The 24,313-nt window shown below is 58.9% G+C and carries 20 protein-coding genes and 2 pseudogenes; 4 read left to right on the top strand and 18 right to left on the bottom strand.

Annotated elements, in window-relative coordinates; genetic code table 11:
• Positions 1-8: 8 nt before the first annotated feature.
• The 15 genes and pseudogenes from V8359_RS07335 to V8359_RS07405 all read right to left on the bottom strand — a co-directional run bounded on the left by V8359_RS07335 (position 9) and on the right by V8359_RS07405 (position 16,912).
• The gene (locus V8359_RS07335) at positions 9-1,121 is read right to left on the bottom strand and encodes a flagellar basal body P-ring protein FlgI (protein ID WP_442970347.1); all 1,113 of its coding nucleotides are present in this window, start codon (positions 1,119-1,121) and stop codon (positions 9-11) included.
• Positions 1,121-2,128 (bottom strand): flagellin, encoded by a 1,008-nt coding sequence (locus V8359_RS07340; protein WP_336428118.1) that lies wholly within the window; start codon positions 2,126-2,128, stop codon positions 1,121-1,123. The genes V8359_RS07335 and V8359_RS07340 overlap by 1 nt, the downstream gene beginning before the upstream one ends.
• A 2-nt stretch (positions 2,129-2,130) precedes the next feature.
• Positions 2,131-3,585: a flagellar hook-associated protein FlgK gene (gene flgK / locus V8359_RS07345; RefSeq protein ID WP_336428119.1), complete on the bottom strand. Its 1,455-nt coding sequence runs from the start codon at positions 3,583-3,585 to the stop codon at positions 2,131-2,133.
• Between the two features lie 62 nt (positions 3,586-3,647).
• The gene (locus V8359_RS07350; protein WP_336428120.1) at positions 3,648-4,949 is read right to left on the bottom strand and encodes a flagellar hook protein FlgE; all 1,302 of its coding nucleotides are present in this window, start codon (positions 4,947-4,949) and stop codon (positions 3,648-3,650) included.
• Positions 4,950-5,064: 115 nt separating this feature from the next.
• Entirely contained in the window at positions 5,065-5,910 is an 846-nt protein-coding gene (locus tag V8359_RS07355) for a flagellar motor protein MotB (RefSeq protein ID WP_336428121.1), read from the bottom strand.
• Between the two features lie 89 nt (positions 5,911-5,999).
• Entirely contained in the window at positions 6,000-7,634 is a 1,635-nt protein-coding gene (locus V8359_RS07360) for a peptidoglycan-binding domain-containing protein (RefSeq protein ID WP_336428122.1), read from the bottom strand.
• Between the two features lie 23 nt (positions 7,635-7,657).
• Positions 7,658-8,878, bottom strand: a complete 1,221-nt coding sequence (locus tag V8359_RS07365; protein WP_336428123.1) for a phenylacetate--CoA ligase family protein — start codon at positions 8,876-8,878, stop codon at positions 7,658-7,660.
• Between the two features lie 20 nt (positions 8,879-8,898).
• Positions 8,899-9,723 (bottom strand): ABC transporter ATP-binding protein, encoded by an 825-nt coding sequence (locus tag V8359_RS07370; protein ID WP_336428124.1) that lies wholly within the window; start codon positions 9,721-9,723, stop codon positions 8,899-8,901.
• A 116-nt stretch (positions 9,724-9,839) separates the two neighbouring features.
• Complete coding sequence (locus V8359_RS07375) at positions 9,840-11,120, bottom strand: ABC transporter substrate-binding protein (RefSeq protein WP_336428125.1); 1,281 nt, start codon at positions 11,118-11,120, stop codon at positions 9,840-9,842.
• Between the two features lie 74 nt (positions 11,121-11,194).
• Positions 11,195-11,344: pseudogene (locus tag V8359_RS07380) on the bottom strand (branched-chain amino acid ABC transporter permease); the annotation flags it as partial.
• A gap of 192 nt (positions 11,345-11,536) precedes the next feature.
• Positions 11,537-12,460: pseudogene (locus V8359_RS07385) on the bottom strand (branched-chain amino acid ABC transporter permease); the annotation flags it as partial.
• 35 nt (positions 12,461-12,495) lie between these two features.
• Positions 12,496-12,957 carry a hypothetical protein gene (locus V8359_RS07390; RefSeq protein WP_336428126.1) on the bottom strand — a complete coding sequence of 154 codons (462 nt, stop codon included), beginning with the start codon at positions 12,955-12,957 and terminating at the stop codon, positions 12,496-12,498.
• Between the two features lie 13 nt (positions 12,958-12,970).
• Complete coding sequence (locus V8359_RS07395; RefSeq protein WP_336428127.1) at positions 12,971-13,984, bottom strand: branched-chain amino acid ABC transporter permease; 1,014 nt, start codon at positions 13,982-13,984, stop codon at positions 12,971-12,973.
• A gap of 75 nt (positions 13,985-14,059) precedes the next feature.
• Complete coding sequence (locus V8359_RS07400) at positions 14,060-14,878, bottom strand: ABC transporter ATP-binding protein (RefSeq protein WP_336428128.1); 819 nt, start codon at positions 14,876-14,878, stop codon at positions 14,060-14,062.
• A 60-nt stretch (positions 14,879-14,938) separates the two neighbouring features.
• Entirely contained in the window at positions 14,939-16,912 is a 1,974-nt protein-coding gene (locus tag V8359_RS07405) for an AMP-binding protein (protein WP_336428129.1), read from the bottom strand.
• 196 nt (positions 16,913-17,108) lie between these two features.
• Between V8359_RS07405 and V8359_RS07410 the strand changes: the two genes are divergently transcribed.
• Positions 17,109-19,028, top strand: a complete 1,920-nt coding sequence (locus V8359_RS07410) for a hybrid sensor histidine kinase/response regulator (protein ID WP_336428130.1) — start codon at positions 17,109-17,111, stop codon at positions 19,026-19,028.
• Positions 19,025-19,726: a response regulator transcription factor gene (locus tag V8359_RS07415; protein ID WP_336428131.1), complete on the top strand. Its 702-nt coding sequence runs from the start codon at positions 19,025-19,027 to the stop codon at positions 19,724-19,726. The genes V8359_RS07410 and V8359_RS07415 overlap by 4 nt, the downstream gene beginning before the upstream one ends.
• A 4-nt stretch (positions 19,727-19,730) precedes the next feature.
• On the opposite strand, the gene V8359_RS07420 is transcribed toward V8359_RS07415, so the two are convergent.
• From V8359_RS07420 to ubiA, 3 genes are all read right to left on the bottom strand, one after another.
• Positions 19,731-20,057: a hypothetical protein gene (locus V8359_RS07420; protein WP_336428132.1), complete on the bottom strand. Its 327-nt coding sequence runs from the start codon at positions 20,055-20,057 to the stop codon at positions 19,731-19,733.
• Complete coding sequence (locus V8359_RS07425) at positions 20,044-21,957, bottom strand: OmpA family protein (protein WP_336428133.1); 1,914 nt, start codon at positions 21,955-21,957, stop codon at positions 20,044-20,046. The genes V8359_RS07420 and V8359_RS07425 overlap by 14 nt, the downstream gene beginning before the upstream one ends.
• Positions 21,958-22,056: 99 nt before the next feature.
• Complete coding sequence (ubiA, locus tag V8359_RS07430) at positions 22,057-23,022, bottom strand: 4-hydroxybenzoate octaprenyltransferase (protein WP_336428134.1); 966 nt, start codon at positions 23,020-23,022, stop codon at positions 22,057-22,059.
• A gap of 11 nt (positions 23,023-23,033) precedes the next feature.
• Between ubiA and V8359_RS07435 the strand changes: the two genes are divergently transcribed.
• Positions 23,034-23,768 (top strand): 16S rRNA (uracil(1498)-N(3))-methyltransferase, encoded by a 735-nt coding sequence (locus tag V8359_RS07435; RefSeq protein ID WP_336428135.1) that lies wholly within the window; start codon positions 23,034-23,036, stop codon positions 23,766-23,768.
• Entirely contained in the window at positions 23,765-24,289 is a 525-nt protein-coding gene (locus tag V8359_RS07440) for a hypothetical protein (RefSeq protein WP_336428136.1), read from the top strand. The genes V8359_RS07435 and V8359_RS07440 overlap by 4 nt, the downstream gene beginning before the upstream one ends.
• The last annotated feature ends 24 nt before the right edge of the window (positions 24,290-24,313 follow it).

Below are 24,313 nucleotides of genomic sequence, written 5' to 3' on the forward strand. Positions count from 1 at the left end.
CGGCAAACTCAGCGCACCACGAACTCCGCGTGAAGCGCCCCTGCCGCCTTGATGCTTTTGAGGATGTCGATCATGTCACGCGGTGACACCCCCAGCGCATTCAACCCGGCAACCACTTCCGAAAGCGTCGTGCCTTCGGGCACTTCCGCCAAACCTGTGCCGGGCTCTTCCTCGATCTCTGCCTTTGTTCGCGGGACGACGATTGTCTCGCCCTCGGCAAATGGGTTGGGCTGAACGACGACCGGGGTCTCCTCGACCCGAAGCGTCAAGTTCCCTTGTGAAACCGCGATCCGGGAGATGCGCACATCGTCCCCCATGACGATTGTCCCCGAGCGTTGATCCACGACGACCCGCGCTTTGCGCTCGGGCGCCACGAGGATATTTTCCACAGTCGCGAGCGCATGCGCCGGTGAGGCCGCCCGCGTGCGCGCGATATCAAGCCGCACGGTTCCCGAGTCGAGCATGACAGCGACCGGGCGGCCAAAGGCACGGTTGATCTCGGTTTCGATCCTGCGCGCCGTTGTGAAATCGGGCTCTCTGAGCGCCAGTCGCAAACTTTCCAGTGAGGACAGATCGAAATCCACTTCGCGCTCGACCCGCGCGCCCGAGGGAATCACACCGGATGTCGGCACGCCTTGAACAACTGCGGCGGCATCGCCCTCGGCGGCGGCCCCCCCGGCGATGATGGTGCCTTGGGCCACGGCATAGATGTCACCGTCAGCGGCGTTCAGGGGTGTCATGACCAGCGTTCCACCCAGCAGGCTGTTGGCGTCACCGATCGCCGAGACGGTGACATCAACCTTGCCACCTGCACGGGCAAAGGGCGGCAGACTGGCCGTGACGATGACCGCAGCCACGTTCTTGGGGCGAAATTGCTCACCGCTGACGTTCACGCCCAGCCGTTCGAGAATGTTGGCCATGATCTCTTCGGTAAAGGGTGCGTTTCTCAGGCCATCACCGGTGCCATTGAGACCGACGACAAGGCCATATCCGACCAGATCATTGCCCCGCACCCCATCAAATTCCACCAAATCCTTGATCCGGATCTGGTTGGCCCGGGCCGGCTCGAAAGAGATCACAATAGCGATTAAAAAGAGGGCGAAAGATCGGAGATATGCCATCATGAGAGGAAATTCATCAGGTTGAGGCGCGCTGACCGCGCGGTCACGGTGTAAAGCATCTCGAGCTGAAACTGAACATTCTCAAGCTCGGTCGCCGTGTCAAAGGGATCGACCGCCAGAAGGTCGTTTCGCGCCAAGCCCAGGCTTGTCTGCTCTGCCGCGATCCTGCTCGAGGCGGCATCAATACGCGATTGCGCATACCCCAGATCGGCCTGCGCACCTGCAACCGCGGCTTCAACGCCAAAAAGCCGCGCACCGGCATTCGACATCAGGTCGGCGCGTTCGCCCTCGGTAAGCGGCAGCGCAGCATCCCCCGCGACCACCAGTGTGATCGTATCGCGAAGGGCGTCGCGAAAGACATCGCTATCGGCGCGCAGATCGAGCGCGATCGACTGACCGGCGCCAAGCTCAAAGGGCGACATGTCGGTGGTGCCCCCGGTATAGACCAAGGTTTCATAAGCGCCGCCCGGCGCAAAAAATGCGTCCATCGCCGCATTGAGGGATGCCGGATCGGTCACACCCGACGCCGCCGCTCTTGCGGCTATGAGAATGTCATCCGCGCCCGCAAGCGCGGGGCCGGACACATCTGTGCCGGCAAATAGGGGACGTCCGGCGACATTGATATTGAGAGCCGAAGTCACCGTATCAAGGACACCTTCGGCAAGCGAGGTGACCGCCGCACGTTGTTGTGGTCCGGCACTGTCGTTGATCAGCACCGCCGCAGAGGCGAGGGTCGAAACTTCGTCCCGGATGGTCTCCATTGCGGTCTGCATGGCCTCGGTGACAAAACCTGCCTCCTTGCTGACGTTGGCCAGCGCGGTGTTCACCGTGATCTGATGTTCGATATCTGAGAGGTGCGACAGGTTCCCCGAAAGATGCGCACTCAGGTCCGCGACCTGGCCCGACGCCAACTCCTGCGTCAGCCGGGTCAGCTGTGTTTTGAGCAAACTGTTTTGCCGCGTGGTCATCAGGCTCTGCGACAAATCACCGATTGACGTGAAACTCATGGTCATATCCTCAGTAGCGATTGCATCATGTCATCCACCACCTCAAGCATCCGCGCATTTGCCGCAAAGGCCTGTTCGATGATCAGAAGGCGCTGTGTCTCTGCGTCCGAGTCCACCCCACCTTTCAGAAGAAATGCATCCAGCTCGCCTTGTCTGGCCCCTGCGAAACTGACGCTCTGTTCTTGGGTCAAACGCTCTTGTGCGATCGAGGACAGGAATGTTCCCGCGTGACCGGCGAGAGAGGCCCCAGCACCAGAAAACCCGGTCGACGGGATGGGTTGGCGATCCGCGATTGCTACCCGCATAGCATTGAGCAAAGTGGCATCACCTTCGGCACCGGGGGTCGTGGCACCAAGCCCGTCGCGTAGTTTTCCGATGTCCCCTCCGGCATCCGGGTCGACACGCGCATTGAGTTGCAGACGCCCGGCGAGGCCAGTCTCGTTGCCGGGCGCAAAGCTGGCCCCACTGTCGGTGAAAAGCCCCGGCTCACCTACGGCGCGGCTGGTATCCAGGCCAGGGGCCTGAATCCTCTCGACGAGGTTTTGCGCAAGCGCGTCGAGGCGGGACTGTGCGGAAACGGCATGATCGTCACGCAGCTCGAAAAGGGCCGCCATGCGCCCACCTTTCATTTGGGCGGCGCCGCCGGATGTCGCGACAGGCTCACCATTCATGCGCAAGGCCGAGAGGGCGCCGCCCTCCACGGTCATGTCTGCCACGATGGCATTCGCCTGCGTGAATTCGAACTCGGTTGGGACGCGGTCAAGAAGCACGGCCCCACCTGTCGACACGAGACCCACCCTGCCATGATCGCCGGGCACCTCCCTGACCGGGACAATCTCGGCGATCCGGTCCACGATGACCTGTCTCTGATCCTCAAGCGAGGAGACGTCGAAACCGCGCAGATGCGCATCCTGTATCTGTGCATTCAGGCTCTGAACCTGCGTCAAAGAAGTGTTGAGTGTGTCAACCGCGCCTGCGATCTGAGCCTCCGCGGATTGGCGCTGCGACTGAATTTCTTGGGAAATGGCGTTGAAGGCTGTCGCCACAGCCGCAGCACGCGTCACAGCCGCAGAAAGCCTTTCCGGGGCCTCCGGGCGGCTCGCCGCTGTCGCAAGCGCGGCGTCGAAGGCGGCAAGCCGCGCACCGAGCGAGCCGGGATTTTCCGGCGTTCCGACCACGCTTTCGAGCCGCTCAAAGAATGCGGCCCCCGTTTGCGCGTGCGCCATCGCGCCATCCGCAGCACGACGATCAGCAAGGACACCGCGATCCATGTGGCGGACGATAGACTGAACCTTGACGCCGCCGGAGCTTCCCCGCGCATCTGCGCTTAGCTCGATTTCGCGGCGGCCATAACCCGGCGTGTGCAAGTTCGCCAGGTTGGACGACACGACACTCGCCGCCCGCGAATTCGCTGTGAGGCCGGACAGGGCATTGGACAGTGCATGCGTGAGCGACATGGCGCACATCCTCCTTGTTAACGGTGTTTGGTGGCGATAGCCGGACCGTGGACGGGACGGCATCAACGTTTGATGTTGGTGGTTTCCTGCAACATCTCATCGACGGTCTGGATCACCTTGGCGTTCGAGGAATAGGCCCGCTGCGTTTGAATCATGTCAGTCAACTCACCGGCGACGTCTGTTGCCGATTCCTCGCGGGCGAAAGAAACAACATCACCTGTCGGGCCATCGCCCGCATCCCAAAGGAAGAACGACCCGCTGTCCGGCGAGGGCATATAGGTCTGCTGATCAAGTGAGACCATGCCGTTCGGATTGGGCAGATCGACCAGCGGCACCTGATAGATGATCTTGGTGATGCCCGTGTCGAACGACGCATGAACGAACCCGTTTTCATCAACCTCCGCTTGGGTCATATTGCCAACGGGCGAGCCATCCTTCGAGATCGAAAGAGGTGCGAAACTATCGGAAAGCTGCGTGAGGCCGTCGGTACTGCCAAGCTGACCGATGTTGATCTCCATCGGCCCGCCCTCGACATTTACGATGACCTGACCTGTTGCGGCATCGTAGGTTCCGCCGGACACGGTGTTCACGCCCAGAAGTGTCCCACCACTCGCGCGGGCATCATCGAAATCAAGCGTGTATTCCCCGACAACCGCATTTCCTTGCGCCGAATCTTTGAACGTCATTGTCCATTGGTTCGAATTGCCGGTTGCCGGCACAGTCGGGGTGAATTCAACAAGAATGTTTTCCGATTTTCCGAGGTTGTCGAAATATTCCACCGAGAGTTGTTGCCCCGTCCCATCCGCAGCTGCGGCGGTTTCGGTCGCGGGCAGGTTGAGGCCAAGGCGGATAGCGGTTGTCGGTTCGCCGGTGAGCTGATTGACGTTGATCTGAACCGGCTCAAGCCCGTCGCTCGTGTCGCGCGGAAACTCCGGCACGGACCCGTCCGCGTTCGCCGGCCAACCAAGAAGAACCAGCCCCGAATCCGTTTTGAGTATACCGTCGGCATCGGTGCGGAAAGATCCGGTTGTCGTCAGCAACATCTGGCTTCCGCCGTTGCCGACCTCGACCTGACTGGCCGCAGCGACAGGAAGAAACCCCCGGCCTCGCACCGCGAGATCGGTTGGATTCGATGTCGTCACGAGTGAGCCGCTCTCGTCAATCAGGCGCTGTGTCGAAGACCGGACGCCCCCGGCGGAATAACTTCCCCCGTTTCGCGAGATCACCAGAGACTGAAAATCCGCTTCAACCCGTTTATACCCATGTGTGGCCGAGTTCGCGATGTTGTCGGAGATCGCCGCAAGCCGCGTTGCATTCGCGCTTAGCGCTGCGACACCGGCATTCAACGAAGAGGAAATGGTCATGGACACGCCTTTCTGCTGCATCATCTGCTGTTGGCATCAGGCATAAGGCCGGTCGCTTAACACCGGGCTAACAGATAAAATTACGTGCAACTCTCCCTGCTCAATCGGATGTCGTTCACTCCCTCCCGGTTCTGAGAAAGATCACTTCAAGCCGGTTGTTCCGAAGCGCCATCGGGTCGCGCACAGCAGCAGAGCGATCTGCATGCCCCGTCACGCGGCGAAAACGCAGAGCTTCAACGCCGAATTGTTCCAACATAAGACGCCCCCGCTGGGCCCGCGCCGTACTCAGATTCCAAACGGGATTATCCTTGAACGGCACCGCTTCGGCACGCGTATGAGCCGCCACCGCCATCGGGTTGACGACAATTCCCGACAAGCTTGCCACAACTTCGGTCAGAGCCTCCAGGAGAGCAGTGGGCGCGTCGCTCTGGCGCTCGAACAGCGTGGCACCGTCAAGATCGAAGAGCTCGATCACGAGACCCTCGTCGGTCACCCGCGTGATGATATGCCGTTTGAGATCGAGACTAACGAGGCTTTCGCCGGTCAGTCCCTTCAGCGCCTCGTCGATCGTGCGTTTGAGTGCCTCGGACTCGGCTTGCGCCCCCTCGGAGGCAAGCCCCGTTTCACCGCGTGCCACTTGGGATTCCGTCACATGTTCGCGCGCGGCACCTGTGCCGTCTTTTGGAAGGGTATCCTCCGCAAAGACATTTTCGCCACCGAAATCACCGTTGCCACCGCCAGACACGCGGCTGATCGGGATTGTCGGGCTGAAGTAATCCGCCAACCCCTTGCGTTGCTTTTCGGTCGTTGCGTTCAGCAGCCACATCAACAAAAAGAAAGCCATCATGGCAGTCACGAAATCGGCATAAGCGACTTTCCAGGCACCCCCATGATGCCCGTCGCCACCAGTGACTTTTTTCCTTTTGATGATAATGGGCGCCGCATTGCTTTGCGCGCTCATGACTCACCACCTTTTCTCACCCGGGATCAGGGGTAGCAGGGCGGCACTTACTGCGGCCTTAACAAATCAAATTACAAATGTTTTTCGCGCTACTGGCCCTGCAAAAGGCGCTGCACGGTGGCATCCGAGACATAGCCGGTGGCGGCAAGTCCGCGATCGGTCTGATACTGTCGTATCGCCTCGCGGCTGCGCGCGCTGAACGTGCCGTCGATTGTGCCGGGGTTGTAGCCCAGAGACCGAAGCCGCTGCTCCACAAGAAGGCGTGCCACCGTGTTTCCCGCCGCCCGGCGCTCTTCGGCGCGGGCCTGGGCTATCTCGGCCTGTGTCGGGCCGGGGGTCACCATGATATCGAGTTGCTTGCGCGCGTCTCCGGCAAAAAGCCCGTCTGGGTAAGCTTCGAGAAACGCACGGTAATCATCCGGTGTCCCGCCCTCGCGCGCCTCTTCCCACGATGCACGTTCCTCGGCCTCACGGGCTTCGCGCTGATCTGCCTCGATCTCCTCAAGCCGCTCCTGCGCAAGTTCGGCAAAGGTGCCCTCGGGATACCGGTCCAGATACGCCCTCAGGCCATCCTCGCCGCCGTCCCGGCCGGTATCCCGCCAATAAGCCCGATCCCGGCGCTCGCGGTCTTTGCGCGCGCGGTCTTCTTCGGCCTCAATCTCGGCGCGTTTGGCCGCCGCCATGTCCTTGAGCCGAAAAAGCTGATTCCCGGTCAGATAACCGGTCTCGACAAAGCCGTTTGCACGCTGCCAAGCCGAGATGGCGGCACGGCTTCCGGAACCAAACAATCCGTCGATGCCACGGGGATCAAAGCCAAGCAGCTTGAGGCTCTGTTGCACCTCCCGGCGCGCGGCGCGTGTCAGGTTGAGGGCGGCTTCGGCGGCCTTTGCCTCGCGCGCCGGCGTTTCCCTGAGATAGGCGATGCGCGCTCTGGCTTCCTGACCATGCCGTCCCTTCGGATAAGCGTTCAGATAGCGCCGGTAGCCATCGATCAGGTCTATCTCACGCATAGCGCGCCAATACCCGGCCTCCTCGGTCACCTCCGGGCCTGCGGTTTGCGGCGCACCGGTAAAGCCTTCGCGTGCAGATGTGAAACCGGCCATGTTCACCTCTGATGGCAGGGAGCGCGCCACGTCCGCATAGGTTTGATCGGGGTCAAGCAACTGTGTTTTGAGAAGATCACGAAGCTGTCCGACGTCACCTTTGAAATATGTCACACGTCCCACCGGCATGATCTCGCCCGGGCCGGGCCGGAGACCGGGGCCAAGTGCGCGCGGCGCAGTGCCCGGAGCGATCATGACAACACCACGGTTTGCCCGCGCGGCAAGGTCCGAGAGCGCATTGATCGAGATACCGACCGCCCCGACAGTGACACGCGATACACCCACAGCATCATTCGAGAGCGCCCATGAATCGCGCCCGTTTTCTGCAAAAGGTCCGGTGACAAGGACAAGCAGACGCCCGACCGCGCCCTCTTCTAGCCGCGTCTCGAGACGGCGCGCCGCCTCTCGCATACTCTTGGCGTCGCGGTCCGCCGCTTCGATCACGTCAAACCCGGCCTCGTCGAGGGTATCGGCAATTCCCGAAGAACCGCCGCCGGAAAACCCGCCAAAAAAGGCGGATTGCCCGCGATCACCAAGGATAAGCGCGACATCCGCAGCCTGCGCGCCAGCCGCGTAAGCCAGCCAGAAAGCCACAACAGCAACAGTCCTGAGACCAGACATCCCGCCCCTCCGCGACGCTCATGTCACTCGTAGTTGCGCTGATCTTCTATCACTTTTCCATCGTTGGGAAGGCTGCCACGCGGCACGATCTCGATCCGGCCTCTCATCTTAAGCGCCTCAACCACAGATCCGGCGTAGCGATCACAATCGTCACATTCGGTTTCGATCTGGACAATCATGGCATCCATTTCCCCCTCGCGACGGGCAACGACGCGGGCGCGGGCCACTTCTTCGTGACGGGCAACAAGCGCGGCCACCTGCTCGGGGCGCACGAACATGCCCTTGATCTTGGTCGTCTGATCGGCACGGCCCATCCAGCCTTTGATCCGAATATTCGTTCTGCCACAAGGGCTTAGTCCATCCATGATCGCGCTCAGATCACCTGTGGCAAACCGGATCAGCGGATAGTCGGGGTTAAGCGTCGTCACGACAACCTCCCCCACCTGACCCGGCGCAACCGGATCGCCGGTGCCCGGTGTCACGATCTCGACGATCACACCTTCGTCCACGATCATGCCCTCCTGAGCCGGGCTTTCATATGCGATATTCCCCAGATCAGCGGTGGCATAGGATTGCAGGCAAGTGATACCGCGGTCGGCATATTCCTGCCGCAGAGAGGGGAACAGCGCGCCCCCTCCGACCGCCGCCTTAGCGAAGCCAAGGGCCATTCCCATCTCATCGGCTTTGTCCAGAATCACCTTGAGATAGTCTGGCGTCCCGGCATAGGTCGTGCACCCTAAATCATGGGCGGCGCGCACCTGAAGTTCGGTCTGGCCGGTGCCCGCAGGGAGCACTGATGCACCCACGGCCCGCGCGCCGCTTTCAAAGATCATACCCGCCGGGGTGAGGTGATAGCCAAAACAATTATGCACGATATCGCCGTGGCCCACGCCACAGGCATGGAGGAAGCGCCCCATACGCCACCAGTCATGCGCCCCGCCCCCCGGCTCATAGATCGGACCGGGGCTCTGAAAGACATGCGCGAAACCGCTTGGAGCCCGCGTTGTCAGCCCTCCGAACGGGGCCGCGTCAGCCTGCGCACGACCAAGATCGGACTTGCGAAGCACCGGCAGACCGGCCAGCGCCTCGGCACAGGTGATATTTTTGGGGTCAATGTCTTTCAGGGTGCCGCCATAGCCCGGCAAGGCGCGGGCGCGGGCGATCTGTTCGGGCAGTGACCTCGCCGTGTCTTTGGCCCGCTGCTCTGGACTGCGCGTTTCAAGTTCATCGAAATATCGGGTCATGTCACCACTCCATGCTCCACTCACGACAACCATCTCTTGCGCCGCCTGTAGGACCGCACATCGCGAAAGCTCTTGCGCCCCTCATCCGACATTCCAAGATAGAACTCTTTCACATCCGGATTTTCCCGCAGCTCTTTGGCGGGGCCGTCCATCACCACGCGACCGCTTTCCAGGATATATCCGTATTGCGCGAAGCGAAGCGCCACATTGGTGTTCTGTTCAGCCAGAAGAAATGTCGCCCCTTCGTTTTCATTTAGGCTTTTGACGATGTTGAAGATTTCTTCAACAAGCTGTGGCGCAAGCCCCATGCTTGGCTCATCAAGCAAAATCATCTCGGGCCGACTCATCAGGGCGCGACCAATGGCCACCATCTGCTGCTCCCCGCCCGAGGTATAGCCCGCCTGACTTCTGCGCCGTTCCTTGAGGCGCGGGAAATAGCTGTAGACAAGGTCCAGATCGGCGTTGATATCGCCACGTCCCGCCTTACGCGTATAGGCCCCGGTCAGAAGGTTTTCCTCGACCGTCAGGTGTTCAAAGCAATGCCGCCCCTCCATCACCTGAATAACGCCCTTCTTCACAAGGTCCGAAGGCGCCAGATCCTGTACCCGCTCTCCGCGATACCGGATATTGCCCTTGGTCACCTCTCCGCGCTCGGATTTGAGGAGGTTCGAAATCGCCTTGAGTGTCGTGGTCTTGCCTGCGCCATTCCCTCCCAATAGCGCGGTAATCCCGCCCTTGGGCACGCTCAGGCTCACGCCCTTGAGCACGAGGATCACGTGATTGTAGATCACCTCGATATTATTGACCTCAAGCAGTGTCTCGCGTGTCTGGCCAGCGTCCAGCATGTCCCGTTTCTCCGTTCAGGTCGGCGCGGATCAGGTTCCCGCCCCTGCTTTCATCGTTCCAGAAATACTCAGATGTCCCGGCCGCGATCCGCACCGCGGCCGGGGATTTCAGGTGATCATTCGCACCGCAGCTCGATGTCGTTCTCTTCGGCATACGCCATCGAGTCTTCCATCACGAGCGGCATGATCAATTCCCGGTCGGCTACCATGAAGTCGGTAATCGCGTTCCAGGACTTCTCGTTCGCGTCCCATTGCTGAACAAGCGCCTTGCCCGGACCACTATGGTTCTCGCAGGTCACCTCGAAGGTCGGCGCGAAGCCGGGCAGGCCAAGGGCCTCAAGCTTTGCATCCGTGATCTCGAGGTTCTCCATGCCGTCGCGCATCATCGCCCGGTCGATCTCGGAGACACCATGCATTTCCTGCGCGGTCTTGATCGCCTCGGCTGCCAGCATCGCCGCGAACATGCCACGGTTATACTGAACCTGACCAAGGCTGGTGCCGTCGCCGGCCGCCTTGTCGGCATCCACGACAAATTTCTGAATGTCGTCAAAAATCGGATAGTCGGTGCCCGTGCCGGTGAAATTCACCGACTTGTAGCCATGCGCGCTGTCGCCTGCCGGAAGCACATCAGGCTCGGCACCCGACCACCACACGCCGATGAAATTTTCCATCGGAAAGCGAATGTTCGACGCCTCTTGAATCGCGACCTGATTCATCACGCCCCAGCCCCACATGAACACGTAATCGGGCCGCTCGCGGCGAATCTGCAACCACTGCGACTTCTGTTCCTGTCCGGGATGGTCCACCGCCAGCAGGCTCAGCTCAAACCCGTGCTTCTCGGAAAGCTTTTCCAGCGTCCGGATCGGTTCTTTGCCATAGGCCGAGTTGTGATAGACGAGCGCGATGGTCTTGCCTTCAAGACTGCCTTCGACATCCAATGCGTGCTTGACCATGATCGAGGCCGCATCCCAATAGGTGCCCGGATAGTTGAAGACCCACTTGAACACCTTGCCATTCGCAGCCGAGGTCCGACCGTAACCCATCGAATGCAGCGGGATTTCGTCTGCGGTGACCTTGGGGATCAGCTGATAGGTGATCCCGGTCGAAAGCGGCTGATAGACAAGCGTGCCTTCGCCCTTGGTGGCTTCGTAGCACTCCACGCCTTTCTCGGTGTTATAGCCGGTCTCGCACTCGACGAGGCGCACCGGTTCACCGCCGATACCGCCGTCACGTTCATTGAGCAGGGTGAAGTAGTCCTGATAACCGTCCGAGAACGGAATACCGCTCGCGGCATAGGCTCCGGTCCGATAGCTCAGGTCCGGGATGACCAGTTCGGCCATCGCCGGGCTGGCGGCCATGACCGCCGCGGCCATCGCTGTCATGAGTTTCTGTTTCATCGGTTTGTATCCTCCCTAGGTTTTCCCGATTTGGTATAGGATGAGCCTTGGCTCACCATCTCAGCCACCGTGCCCTAGTGCGGGAACGGCCATAGTCTCAGCTTCTCTTTCGACACGCGCCACAACTGCGCAAGCCCATGCGGCTCGGCCACAAGGAAGGCGACGATAAGCGCGCCGACAATCATCAACTGGAAATGCGCCACGAGATCCGTCGGCCACCCGAGGCCGCCTGCGCAGAAGGCCGACAGGAAGAAGAACACGATGGTTAGCCCGAACAGGAACGGCCCCATGCCCGCCCATATCTCCGATCCGGCAAGGCGGAGCACACCACGCAGCAGCGCCAGAGCGCCGGTGATGCACATGACCCCGAAAAACAGCCATGAAAGAACAAGTGACGTGTCGCTCACGGCGGCCGAATCCGCCAGAGCCACCTTGAGGAACACAGGCAGAATGACAAGGAACGCGGCGCCCGCGAAACTTCCGAAAATCGACCCTAATCCACCGATAATGACCATGAAAAGCACAAGAAACGACTTGGTGATCCCAAACGCTTCGCCCACCTCGACCGCGCCCAGATAGACCGCGAAAAAGAGCGCGCCCGAAATACCGACAAAGAACGAACTGACCGCAAAGGCACTGAGCTTGGCGCGCAACGGATCGACCCCGATAATCTCGGCGGCGATGTCCATGTCGCGAATGGCCATCCATTTCCGGCCCACCATGCCACGGGTCAGGTTGCGTGCGACAAGTGCGCAGATCACGGTAAAGACGAGGCAGAAGAGATAAGCCGCCCACGGCACGGTTTCGGCCCCTGTGACCGAGACGCCAAGCACCGAGCGCTCGGGCGCGCTGATTTGTCCCGACGCCGAATAATTGTAAAACCACGGCACACGATTGAAGAGCCAGACAAGGAAGAACTGCGCCGCAAGCGTTGCGACGGCAAGGTAGAACCCCTTGATCCGCAAGCTTGGCAGGCCGAAAAGAACACCCACCGCCGCCGTGATGGCACCCGACAGAATGACATGCAGGATAATGCTCACATCCGGAAAGGCCGTCATCAGCTTGTAACAGGCATAGGCCCCCACCGCCATGAACCCGCCCGTGCCAAGGCTCACCTGCCCGCAATAGCCGGTCAGGATATTGAGCCCGATCGCGGCAATCGCGTAGATCAGGAACGGCAAAAAGATGGCATTGACCCAGTAGTCGTTGATGATGAACGGGATGATCGCGAAACCGACCACGAGCACCGCATAATACCGATACCGATCGAACTTGATCGGAAAGGTCTGGCTGTCATCCACATAGGACGTCTTGAAGTCGCCCGCTTCACGATAGAACATTTGCGTCCCTTTCGTTGCTCATCATGTGAGATTTCCTATTCATGGTGTAGGTTCAAAAGGGCGCGGAAATCCGAGGAACCATCTATTGTCGTGATCTCGCGAAAGTCATTTTCATATGATGAAAAGTACGCCGTCATACCTTCACAACTCGGAATCTCGAACGCCAGATGTTTGAGAACCTGTTCGAGGTCGTCCTCGCTAGGCGCACCACCGTCATCTCCGATGACTTCCGCTTCTACCTTCCCACCTGGGATGACCTTTAGTTTCCATAGGGGTCCGTATTCTGAATCGGTCACTCTTGCGCTACCCACTGCGTGAAGAACACCATCCATTACGCAAACCGAGTTCCATTTTTCGAAAAGTCCTGCATCCCCAACAGTCAAATCAGCCAATTGATATTCATCAAACTTCTCGAGCAGCGCGTTTCTCTCGACATTCATATCGAATGCCAAACAGGGCTGCGCAAAGAGCGCAAAGGAAAGCGCCGCAAATGCCACTAGATTTACTTCCCTAAACCCTCTCAATGATCTTCTCCCCAAATAGACCTTGTGGCCGGAACACGAGAAACAGCAGCGCCAGCACGTAGGCGAACCAGTTTTCTGTGGCACTGATGGTGAATCCGAACCATTGACCGGCCAGCGCGTCGCTCGACATGATGAACTCGAAAATCTTCTCGCCCACGCCAATGATCAGCCCGCCGACGATGGCGCCGGGGATCGAGGTGAAGCCACCCAGCATCAGCACCGGCAGCGCCTTGAGCGCGATAAGCGAAAGCGAGAATTGAACACCTGATTTCGTGCCCCACATGATCCCCGCGACAAGGGCGACAAACCCTGCCAGCGACCAAACCATCACCCAAATGAAGTTGAGAGAGATCCCGACACTGAGCGCCGCCTGATGGTCATCGGCCACGGCCCGCATGGCCCGGCCCTGTTTGGTATATTGTGCAAAGATAACCAACCCGATCACCAACAGCGCAGCGACCAGCGTGGCCCATAGATCGAGGTTGTCGATAAAGAACCCGTAGTCGAAGAGGTTGTAGGTCACCTCGTCGATGGCAAGGTTGATCCCCTGCGGCAGGCCGACATCCAGTTTCTTGATGTCCGACCCCCACATGATGTCGCCGACACCTTCGAGGAAATACGCCAGACCGATCGTCGCCATGAACAGGATGATCGGTTCCTGATTGACCAGATGTCGGAAGATGAATTTGTTCACCGCCCATGCCAGCGCGATCATCACGACCATCGTAAACACGATGGCCAGGAACGCGGGCACATGCCAGCCGAAGTGGTGAATCTCGGTGCCGAAGACGGCATTGATCAAGTGACTGAACGGCACCTGCCCTTCCATGATCCCGACAAGTGTCAGCGCGGCAAAAAGCGCCATGACCCCCTGCGCATAGTTGAAGATGCCGGAGGCCTTGAAGATCAAGACAAAGCCGAGCGCGACCAGTGCATAGAGCACCCCTGCCATGAGGCCGTTCAGAAAGACCTCCATCCCCCAGATCAGTTGCTCAGGCATGATAGTGGCCTCCATGCTGACCGGTGCGCCGAACGCACCGACGTGAATACCGACGTGGATGCCGACCCCGAAAGTTCAGTCATGGGCCACCCCCAGATAGGCGTCGATAACCGCCTGATTTTTGCGCACCTCGTCGGGTGTGCCGTCTCCGATCTTCTTGCCATAGTCCATGACAACGACCCGGTCGCTCAGGTCCATGACCACGCCCATATCGTGCTCGATCAGCGCGATCGTGCTTCCAAATTCGTCATTCAAATCAAGGATAAAGCGGCTCATGTCCTCCTTCTCCTCGACATTCATACCGGCCATCGGCTCGTCCAGAAGAAGGATGCTCGGTTCGGCGGCCAGTGCGCGCGCAAGCTCGACCCGCTTCTTCAACCCATAAGGCAAGCGTCCGACCGGCGTTTTGCGGATGTGCTGAATTTCCAGGAAGTCGATAATCTTTTCAACGGCTTCCCGGTTTGCGACCTCTTCCCGCTCGGCCGGTCCCTTCCAGATCGCCTGCGCCCACAGGCTCGTTTTCATCTGACGGAAACGCCCTGTCATGACGTTGTCGAGAACCGTCATCCCTTCGAAGAGGGCGATGTTCTGAAACGTCCGGGCGATGCCCTGTCGCGCCACCTGATAAGGTTTCATCTGTGGGCGTTTCTTGCCTTTGTACCAGACCTCGCCCTCCTGCGGATTATAGAACCCGCTGATGACGTTGAGCATGCTGGATTTACCCGCCCCGTTGGGTCCGATGATCGCGCGGATTTCGCCTTCTCGGATATCAAAGGAGATGTCCTTGATCGCCACCACCCCGCCAAAGCGCAAGGTGATATTCTTCATCTCCATCACCACTTCGCCAATCCTGCGGCCATCCTCGGTGGTATAGGCCTCGTTGGTATCAAGCATGGAACTTTCCTTTCATACCAACTGTTTGGCTACGTCGGTCGGAACTGGCTGCAAGGTAACTCATTCCGCCGCCACCTTTTGTGTTTCGGTTTGCACCACGTCTGCGTCGATGATCTTGAGCGTCGCGCTGATCGCGCCTTTGCGCCCGTCTTCATAGGTGACTTCGGTGGTGGTAAAGATTTCCTCGGACCCGTCATAAAGCGCAGCGAGAAGGTCATCGAACTTCTCGGAGATCACGTTTCGGCGCACCTTGCGTGTTCGCGTCATCTCGCCGTCATCGGCATCAAGTTCCTTGTGGAGAACGAGAAACCGGTGAACCTGACAATGCGCCAACATCGGATCTTCGGCGAGGCTGCGATTCACCTCTTCGACATGACCCTTGATCGTGTCGAGGATGCGCGGATGACCTGCCAGCTCCTGATAGGACGCATAGCCGATATTGTTCCGCTCAGCCCAGTTACCGACAGCCGACATGTCGATGTTGATAAAGGCGGTGCATTCCTCTCGGTCATTGCCAAAGACAACCGCCTCTAGGATGTTGGGATAGAACTTGAGCTTGTTCTCAACATATTTCGGTGCGAAGAGCGCACCATCGGCCATCTTGCCGACATCCTTGGCGCGGTCGATGATTTTAAGATGACCCGTCGCCTCGTCGAAGAAGCCGGCATCACCCGTTGCGACCCAACCTTCCGGATCCTTGGTCGAGGCGGTGCTTTCGGGATTCTTGTAGTATTCTTCAAACGTCCCTGGGCTGCGATAGTAAACCTCACCGCTGTCTGCGATCCGAAGTTCGACTCCAGGTGCGGCCACGCCGACCGTATCGTTTCTGACTTCGCCATCCGGTTGAAGCGTTATGAACACGCTTGCCTCTGTCTGACCGTAAAGCTGTTTGAGGTTGATGCCGAGGGATCTGTAGAATTCGAAAATCTCGGGGCCGATCGCCTCGCCCGCTGTGTATCCTACCCGAACCCGTGAAAAGCCCAGTGTATCCTTGAGCGGCCCATAGACGCACCGCTGCCCGACACCGTACCAAAATTTATCCCAACTCCCCACTGGCTTCCCATCAAGGATATCAGGACCAACCTTGCGCGCGTGCTCCATGAAATGATCAAAGAGCTTCTTCTTGAAGGCGCTCGCATCCTCCATCCGGATCATCACATTGGTCAGCTGGGTTTCGAAAACGCGGGGCGGCGCGAAGTAATAGGTTGGTCCGATTTCACGCAGGTCCGTCTGCATGGTGTCCGCACTTTCGGGACAATTGACGCAGAACCCGCACCAATATGCCTGACCGATCGAAAAAATGAAGTCGCCCACCCACGCCATTGGCAGGTAAGCCAGCACCTCTTCGGTTTGGCGCAGATTGTCGAACTCGGACGACGATTTAGAGGCTTCGATGATGTTACGATTGCTGAGAACGACGCCCTTGGGTTTGCCGGTCGTACCGCTGGTGTAGAGCATGACACAGGTGCTGTTATAGGTCAGCTTGCTGCGACGCGCTTCAAGCTCGCTCGCGTATTTTTCACGCGCGGCGCGCCCTTCTTCCTGCATCTCGCTGAATTGGTGCAGCTTTCCGTGGTCATATTTCCGAAGCCCTCGCGGGTCGACGTAGATCATATGTTCGAATTCAGTCAGGCTATCCTGAATGTCGATAATCTTGTCGACCTGCTCTTGGTCCTCGACGATCGCGAAGCGCGCGCCGCAGTGATCCATGACATAGGCCATCTCCTCGGCGGCGCTGTCCTGATAGACAGGGACAGGAATTGCGCCCACAGATTGGGCCGCGACCATCGCCCAGTAGAAATAGGGCCTATTGCGACCCGCGATCGCGATGAAATCGCCCTCGTTCACACCCAGATCAAGCAGGCCAAGCGCGACCGCCTCGATCTCATCCGCCGCTTCCGCCCAAGTCCAGCACTGCCAGATACCGTATTCCTTTTCACGGTAAGCGTGGCGCGAGCCATAGTCCCGGACGTTCCGGTCAAGCAGGGCCGGAAAGGACGCAAGTCCTTCGGCCGCCTCCGACGCCTGTGCCAAATCTTTTCCTCCCTATGTCCGGGTTTGCCCGAACTTGTCCGCAGACGCGGTTTAATTCCCCTTTGAGGGTGCACGAACATTTCTCTTGGTCAACTCTTTCCGCAAGTTTGCTAAAATCTTACGAATTGTAACAGGACCGCTTTGACCTTTGGCAAGACGACCGGAGGGTGGTAGCCGTTTCGTCAGGGATCTGAAAATGACCGAAAAAGACACGTCACCTCCAGCCACTGACTCGATGACGATGGCGGGGCTGAATCTTATACAGCAGGCACTCACGATCTACGATCGGGACCTGCGACTGGCGGTTTGCAACGCGCGGTTTCAGGCGATGTTCGATCTGCCATCTCATCTGGTAACGGCCGGGGCCAATTTTGACGATACCATCCGATTTTTGGCACAGCGCGGAGATTATGGAGATGTGGGTGATCTGGAAGAGTTCGTCCGTGGGCGGGTCGAAATCGCCCGCGCTTTCGAGCCTCACTACATGGAGCGCACCCGCGCCAACGGGCGCACGATTTCGGTAGAGGGAACGCCCTTGCCCGAAGGAGGGTGGGTCACTGTCTATACCGATATCACGAGAACCAAGCGGCAAGAGGCGCTTCTCAAGTCGCGGTCCGACGAGCTTTCGGATCGGCTTTCAGGATATTCCGAAGAGCTCACCGCGACCAACCGAAAGCTTGAGGCCACCATTACCGCGCTCGAAGAAGCCAAGCGCCGGCTTATGGCTTCGGAGGCGCGCATGCGTCTCACCACGGAAATGATGCCAGCCCATATCGCCCATGTCGGGCCCGACGGTTTCTATACGTATTCAAATCGCCGCCTGAGTTCGATCATGCCCGGGAGCGAGGCTCTGATCGTGGGAAAGACCGTGAAAGAAGCACTTGGTGCCGATGATTTCGCCGTGATCGAAGACCAGCTGAACGCCGCATTTTCCGGCAAAGCGTCGGTGTTCGAATTCACTCATGCCACCAGTTCCCGCCGTATCAGAGCCGCATTTACACCAGACGAGCAAACCGGCGGCGTCTACATTCTTTCGATGGATATCACCGAGGAAGCTCAAACGCGGGCCGCGCTTCAACAGACCCGACGACGCGAGGTCGCCGCACAAATGACATCCGGTCTTGCTCATGACTTTTCGAACTTACTGACAATCATTCTTGGTATGCAGTCAAAGCTGCGACGTATGGATCTGTCGACCGATGCCAAGGAGCTTGTCGCGGCGACCGTGGCCGCGGCGCAACGTGGCGGAGGTCTGCTCAACCAAATTGCCGACATGACCGGTGAGCGCGCACATTCGCCGATTCCGGTGGACATGGGTGTGTTTCTCAGTGACCTTGAGCCCTTAGCCCGATCCATTCTGCCGCAGGGCGTGTCGTTCCACGTCAAGAACACACTTTCGCGAGGGCAATTCCTCATGGATCCGGGAATGTTGCAGGATTCATTGCTCAACCTCGTGCTGAACGCTCGCGACGCCTGCGCCCCTGTGGGCCATATTTCAGTGAGCGCGCGGGAGATTCAGGATACCTGGGTGGAATTGGCGGTTCACGACAGCGGCGGAGGTTTTTCCGAGACAGCCCTGAACCGCGCGTTTGAGCCCTTTTATACCACCAAGGGCGACGACGGATCGGGGCTCGGGCTGGTCATGGTTTATGACATGACCGTGGTGGCCGGCGGACGTGTCCAGCTTGGCAATGTCGCGGGTGGTGCCTGTGTGACCCTGCGCCTGCCGTTACGGCGCGTCACAACCAAAGAAGAGCCCAGCCTGATCCTGCTGCTTGAAGACAATGCCGAAATTCGGATCGCGCTTCGTGATATGCTTCGTGATGAGGGGCACGCGGTTATCGAAGCTTCATCCGTCGCGGAAGCCCGTGCGTTGCAGGCGGAATTACCGCAGATATCCGCACTTGTTTCAGATATCGTTCTTGAAGGTGAAGAGACCGGTCTTGATCTTGTTCGGGGTATGGGAGATAGCGGATGCCCTGTTGTCATGATGACATCTCTGCCAAATGATGATCCCCGCCATGTCGCGGCCCGCAAGATCGCCCCTGTTCTTCGGAAACCAGTCACGGTCGAACAGTTGCGCGCCCTGTTGGGTCGAAAGGATGATGGACAATGACGGCGCCGCTTATTGCCATACTCGATGACGAGCCCGCCATTCGGACCATTCTCGTGGATACGTTGGAAGAGGCCGGGTATCGAACGGTTTCCTTCGGTCGTGCGACCGAGTTCGAAGCATCGCTCAATCGCGTTACGCCGGATGTCTGCCTTGTCGACCTGTCGTTGCCTGACCGGGACGGGCTTTCGCTCGTACATCGGCTCGCGCTTGAAAAGGGGGCGGTGGTGATCATCATTTCGGGGCGCGCTCAGGTGCGGGACAGGGTAACCGGACTCGAGCTTGGGGCAGATGATTATATCATCAAGCCATTTGACCCGGTCGAAGTTGTTGCGCGGATTCGCGCACGCCTTCGCCGTGACGCGCCTGCCACGTCGGGGCGAAATGTTGCAACCTTTCTAAACTGGACGGCGCGCTTTGATCGCTTCGTTCTTGAGCGGGACGACGGCTTGGAAACATCTATTTCCCACGCCGAAGGAGAAGTCTTGCGGCTTTTCCTTGAGCGCCCAAAGCGGCTTGTTACGCGGACCGCGATGCTGGATGAATTGGGTGGTGGTGCTGGTGAAAGCTTTGACAGGGCAATGGATGTGCGGATTTCGCGACTGCGCACGAAGCTTGGTGAAGACCCGAAAAATCCAAAGCTGATCAAGACGATCTATGGCGCGGGATACATATTCCTGGCCGACGTGGCATGGTCGTGATGCTTTAGCCGGCGCTCTTACGTTCAAGATGCGCGCGCATCATCTCGGCCTCTTGCCGGGCTTCGCGCAGGCCCTCCATCGTTGCCGAGAGTTCGGCCTCAGTCTGGGAGAGCTGGTTGGTCAGTTCGGCTTCGCGCTGTTGCAGATACGTGATCGCCTGATCTCGGGTCTCTTCTGCTTCGTGAAGCTCCTGTGCCATCCTATCAAGCTCACCCATTTCGGACTGATTTACGCGAATGAACCGATGCACAAGCCAGTTTGCAAACCATCCAAGACAGAACGCCACAAACAGAATGATCGCTGTGGCGATGATAAATTCAGTTCTGTTCATCTTGGCTGTCGTCCTGATCGGTCTCTTGTGATGTTTCTTCTTCGCTGTCTTGCTCGAGGCTTTCAAGCCCCGTTTCTGTGTCTTCTTCGGGTTCGGGCCTAATCAGCTTGAACTCGATACGCCGGTTTGCCTCGCGGCCTTCCTCGGTATCGTTGTCGGCGATTGGGTCGCTTTCACCATATCCTTCGGCGGTGAAGGTCGAGGTGATGACGCGGCGCGCGCGCAAAGCCTCAAGAACAGCGAGGGCACGGTTCTTGCTCAGTTGCTGATTCATCGACTCACGTCCTTGGCTGTCCGTGTGGCCACCGATCTCAATCTCGATCTCACCGCATTGCTTAAGAACTTCGGCGATATCATCCATGATGTCGGCACCGCTGGCGTCGATGGTATCAGAGCCGGGCTCGAAGTTGATCTTGCGCTCGGACACGATGAGTTGAATCCGCGACACGCACTCCTCCGGCGTGGGAAGAGCCGCGATTGGATCAAGGCTTTCTTTGTATGTCACGTTGATCTCGTACTGGGCACTTTCGCTGAGAGCTTCGGAAAAGAATCCAGAGATATCGGCACTGGCGGTCTTCTTGCCGGTATCGCCACTTACGTTGATCGTATCAGGCGTGACGGTGACGGCGCCATTCGTGAGATAGGATAATGCTTCGAGCCCAGCCAGCACGCGAACCGGCCAGTCCTCGGGCAAACCTTCGACCACGCGCGCCCTTGTATACACGCCATCGGACGAGAAGCGCGCACGCGCGAAACTATCCGCTGTCTGCCTGAGCTTGTCACTTCCGACCCGTCCGCGCATTTGAACCAGACCTTCGGGAGAAAGCGTGGCCACGAATTCCGGCACGACCGGCTCTGCATCCGAAGCTGGAGGCGGTAAGACAGCGTGCAGGGCGAACACATCCGGCAGGTCCGATTGAAGCCCACCGACGATATCGTCGAATTTGGACTGATCCGTTCCCTGAATCGCAAGCAACGAGATATCGGCGTCTGAGAATGTCACCGACCCACCACCCAGTTCTCCGATTGCCTTGATCGCGAGTTCGGCCGCACGCCCCCACTGCGGTGTCGGGACGCCAAGCCCGATCGTGCAATCAATGCTCCCATCAAGGCCTGCGGCCCGAGCAGCCGCAATGATTTGCTTTCGGGCCTCTTCGGTATCCGCCGAGCAGGCATCGAATCTTGCGACACCCTCTTCGATGAGGAATCGCAAGTTGAATGGTGTGATGACAGGGCGTGGCGCGGAAATGTCGGTTATCACCTCGACTTCGGGTGGAACACGGCGCGACAACGCAGCCTCGAGTTCGCGTCTGGCTTCGGGCGAGTCGGTCATTGCTTTGACCGACACGAGGCCGGCCTCTATCGAGATTTTGGCCCTCGGCAGCTTGTCAAGCTTGGACGCAGCATAGCGCACCGCTTCGGTCCAGCCGGGTGGGACCGGGTAATCGGCACGGTCTATGAAATCGGTAACCTCGGCACCATCGGCAACGTCGTTGACGGTTTCGAACAGGGACTCGCTGTTGGCATTGGTCGGGATGAGACCAATAAGCGAAATACCTGCATCATTGCGCAGTATTTCAAGCGAAAATCTTGGAGGCGCGATTTCGGCGGCGTCCTCGACAAGCATCTGATCTATGATACGCGTAGCATCCACGATCCCACCGGCAATCGAAACCGCCTTGAAGCGGCTGGCTTCTGTGGGGGCGGTTCCGGCAAGAAACACCTGAAGCCCGTCGGCATCCACCTCGGTCCAGCCCATGTCTGCGAGTTCGAGCGCGCGGCGCACCTCGGTCTTGGAGCCATCCTCAATAAACTGGGCCGAGAACCCTGCGGCGATGACCGCCAGCACTCCGGCAGCCAAAAAAGTTCCGATCAATGCAAAGATGGAAGACAGTCGCATGCTTCAGGGCCACCAGAGGTTCAAAGGGGCCTCGCCCCGCGGAGCGCCGGAATGGCGCGCTATCCGCACATATTTATGCTGATGATTCCATGAATTCAATCAGATGAGGATGGCGACGGCGAAAAACGGCAAAGGCAACAAACCGGCATTGCGATTGGAGCGGAAAAGCCTCAGCAAGGATGAGCTGTCTTGAGGGTCAAACTGCCTTGTCTGCCAGTAGAGATGTTGCCCGAGCGCCCATGGACCAAGCAAAGCAACAAGGCGCGCCCAAAGGTCGCCACCGACCGTTGCGAGGATCACCGCGAATGTCATCAGCAAGACGGTCGCAACAAGAAATCGCCCAAGCCACGAAGGGGTGTTGTCTCCAAACAACCGCGCGGTTGATTTGACACCAATGAGGGCGTCATCCTCGGCGTCCTGATGGGCATAGATGGTGTCATAGAAAAGTGTCCACGCGATGCCGGCGAGGTAAAGGATGATCGCCGGCAATTCCAGCGCGCCGGTATGTGCCGCCCAGAGCAGCAGAGCGCCCCAGTTGAACGCGATTCCAAGAAAAACCTGTGGCCACCACGTGAACCTTTTCGCAAATGGATAGATCGCGACCGGCCCGAGCGAAACAATTCCGAGGATGATCGCAGGTAGATTGAATGTCAGAAGAAGCCCAAATGCGATCAGCGCCTGAAGTGCCAGCCAGACAAGAGCGCCGCGCACGCTGACTTGTCCGGACGGTATGGGCCGCGACGCGGTGCGCGCGACCGAGCCGTCGATATGCCGGTCGGTGATGTCATTCCAGGTACACCCCGCGCCCCGCATCAGAAACGCGCCCGCCGCACTTGCAAAAAAGAGCCAAAGATCATGCCATCCCGCGTTACCAGTATGGAGCATCGCAAGCAGAAGCCCCCACCAGCACGGCAAGAGAAGAAGCCATGTGCCAATCGGGCGGTCAGCCCGGCTCAACCGTAGATAGCCGCTCGCCCAAACCGGGGCATAGCGATCCACCCAGTTTTCCGGAGGTGCATCCGCAACATGGGTCATGGGCTCTGGCGTCTTTTGGGTGCCGGTCATATGTTGCCTTCATGTCGGCTACTAATATCAGACTTTATGTAGATCACACGCTGGGGGCGGGGCAATCGGTTCTTCTTGGCCGTGACCAAGCGAATTATCTGTTCAATGTGATGCGGCTCAAGCCCGGGGACAGTATTGCGCTGTTCAATGGCCGCGACGGAGAGTGGTGCGCCACTGTCGCGGAGGCAGGCAAACGGCGGGGCACGCTGGAAGTGCAGGAGCAGACAGCGCCCCTCAGGCTGCCACCTGATCTGTGGCTCATGTTTGCACCGATCAAGAAAGCGCGCACTGATTTCATCGTTGAAAAGGCCGCTGAAATGGGTGCTGCGCGCATCTTGCCCATTCAATCCGAATTCACCAATTCCGAGCGCATCCGGCAAGACCGGCTTCAGGCCCATGCGATCGAAGCCGCCGAGCAATGCGGCGGAACATATGTTCCCGAGGTGGCACCGCTTGCGCGGCTGGATACTTTACTGACGGAGTGGCCCGAGGAACGGCAGCTCATGTTTTGCGATGAAGGGCTGGCGGGTGATAAAGGGCCGCTGCCAGATAAGTCGAGCGGGCAACCCTGGGGCATCCTGATAGGGCCAGAAGGCGGCTTTTCGGAACGTGAACGCAAACGTCTGCGGGATTTGCCATTCACCCATGCCGTCAGCTTGGGTCCGCGCATCCTGCGCGCCGATACGGCGGCGGTGGCCGCAATGACACTTTGGCAAGCCAAGCTCGGTGATTGGAGCCAGTCATGATCCGGCAGGACGCGATCGAGGCGCTTCTCAAGTGGCGGGACATATTGGTTGGCGGGGCGATCATTGTGCTTGGTCTTTGGTCGATCATGGTCAGTTTCGGTGTTCTCATGTGGCTGGGCTGGCTTGCGGTTGCGGCGGGGGTCTTGTTTCTCTGGACAGGGTGGCAGCGTCTTCGCTTTAGCGCGATGCGGGACGGTCCGGGGGTCGTGACTGTCACCGAGGGGCAGATCAGCTATTTCGGCCCCCTTACAGGCGGCGCGATCGCAAGATCGAACCTCAATTCTCTTGACTATGACCCGAGCGGAAAGCCCGCGCATTGGGTTCTTGGTCACAGCGGGGGGCCCGACCTTCATATCCCCGTCACGGCCTCGGGCGCGGATGCGCTGTTCGACTATTTTTCGAGCCTTCCAGGCATTCGGATCGAACGCCTACTCCGTGCCGCCAACGGGCATGATACGCTGCGCACGCGCCTTTGGCAGCGCGAGGAAAAGCCACTGCCCGATGCAGTCACACACCAATAGGAGGCAAATGGCCCGCGCCATCGC

The sequence above is a fragment of the Roseovarius sp. E0-M6 genome, assembly GCF_037083845.1.
Classification (GTDB): domain Bacteria; phylum Pseudomonadota; class Alphaproteobacteria; order Rhodobacterales; family Rhodobacteraceae; genus Roseovarius.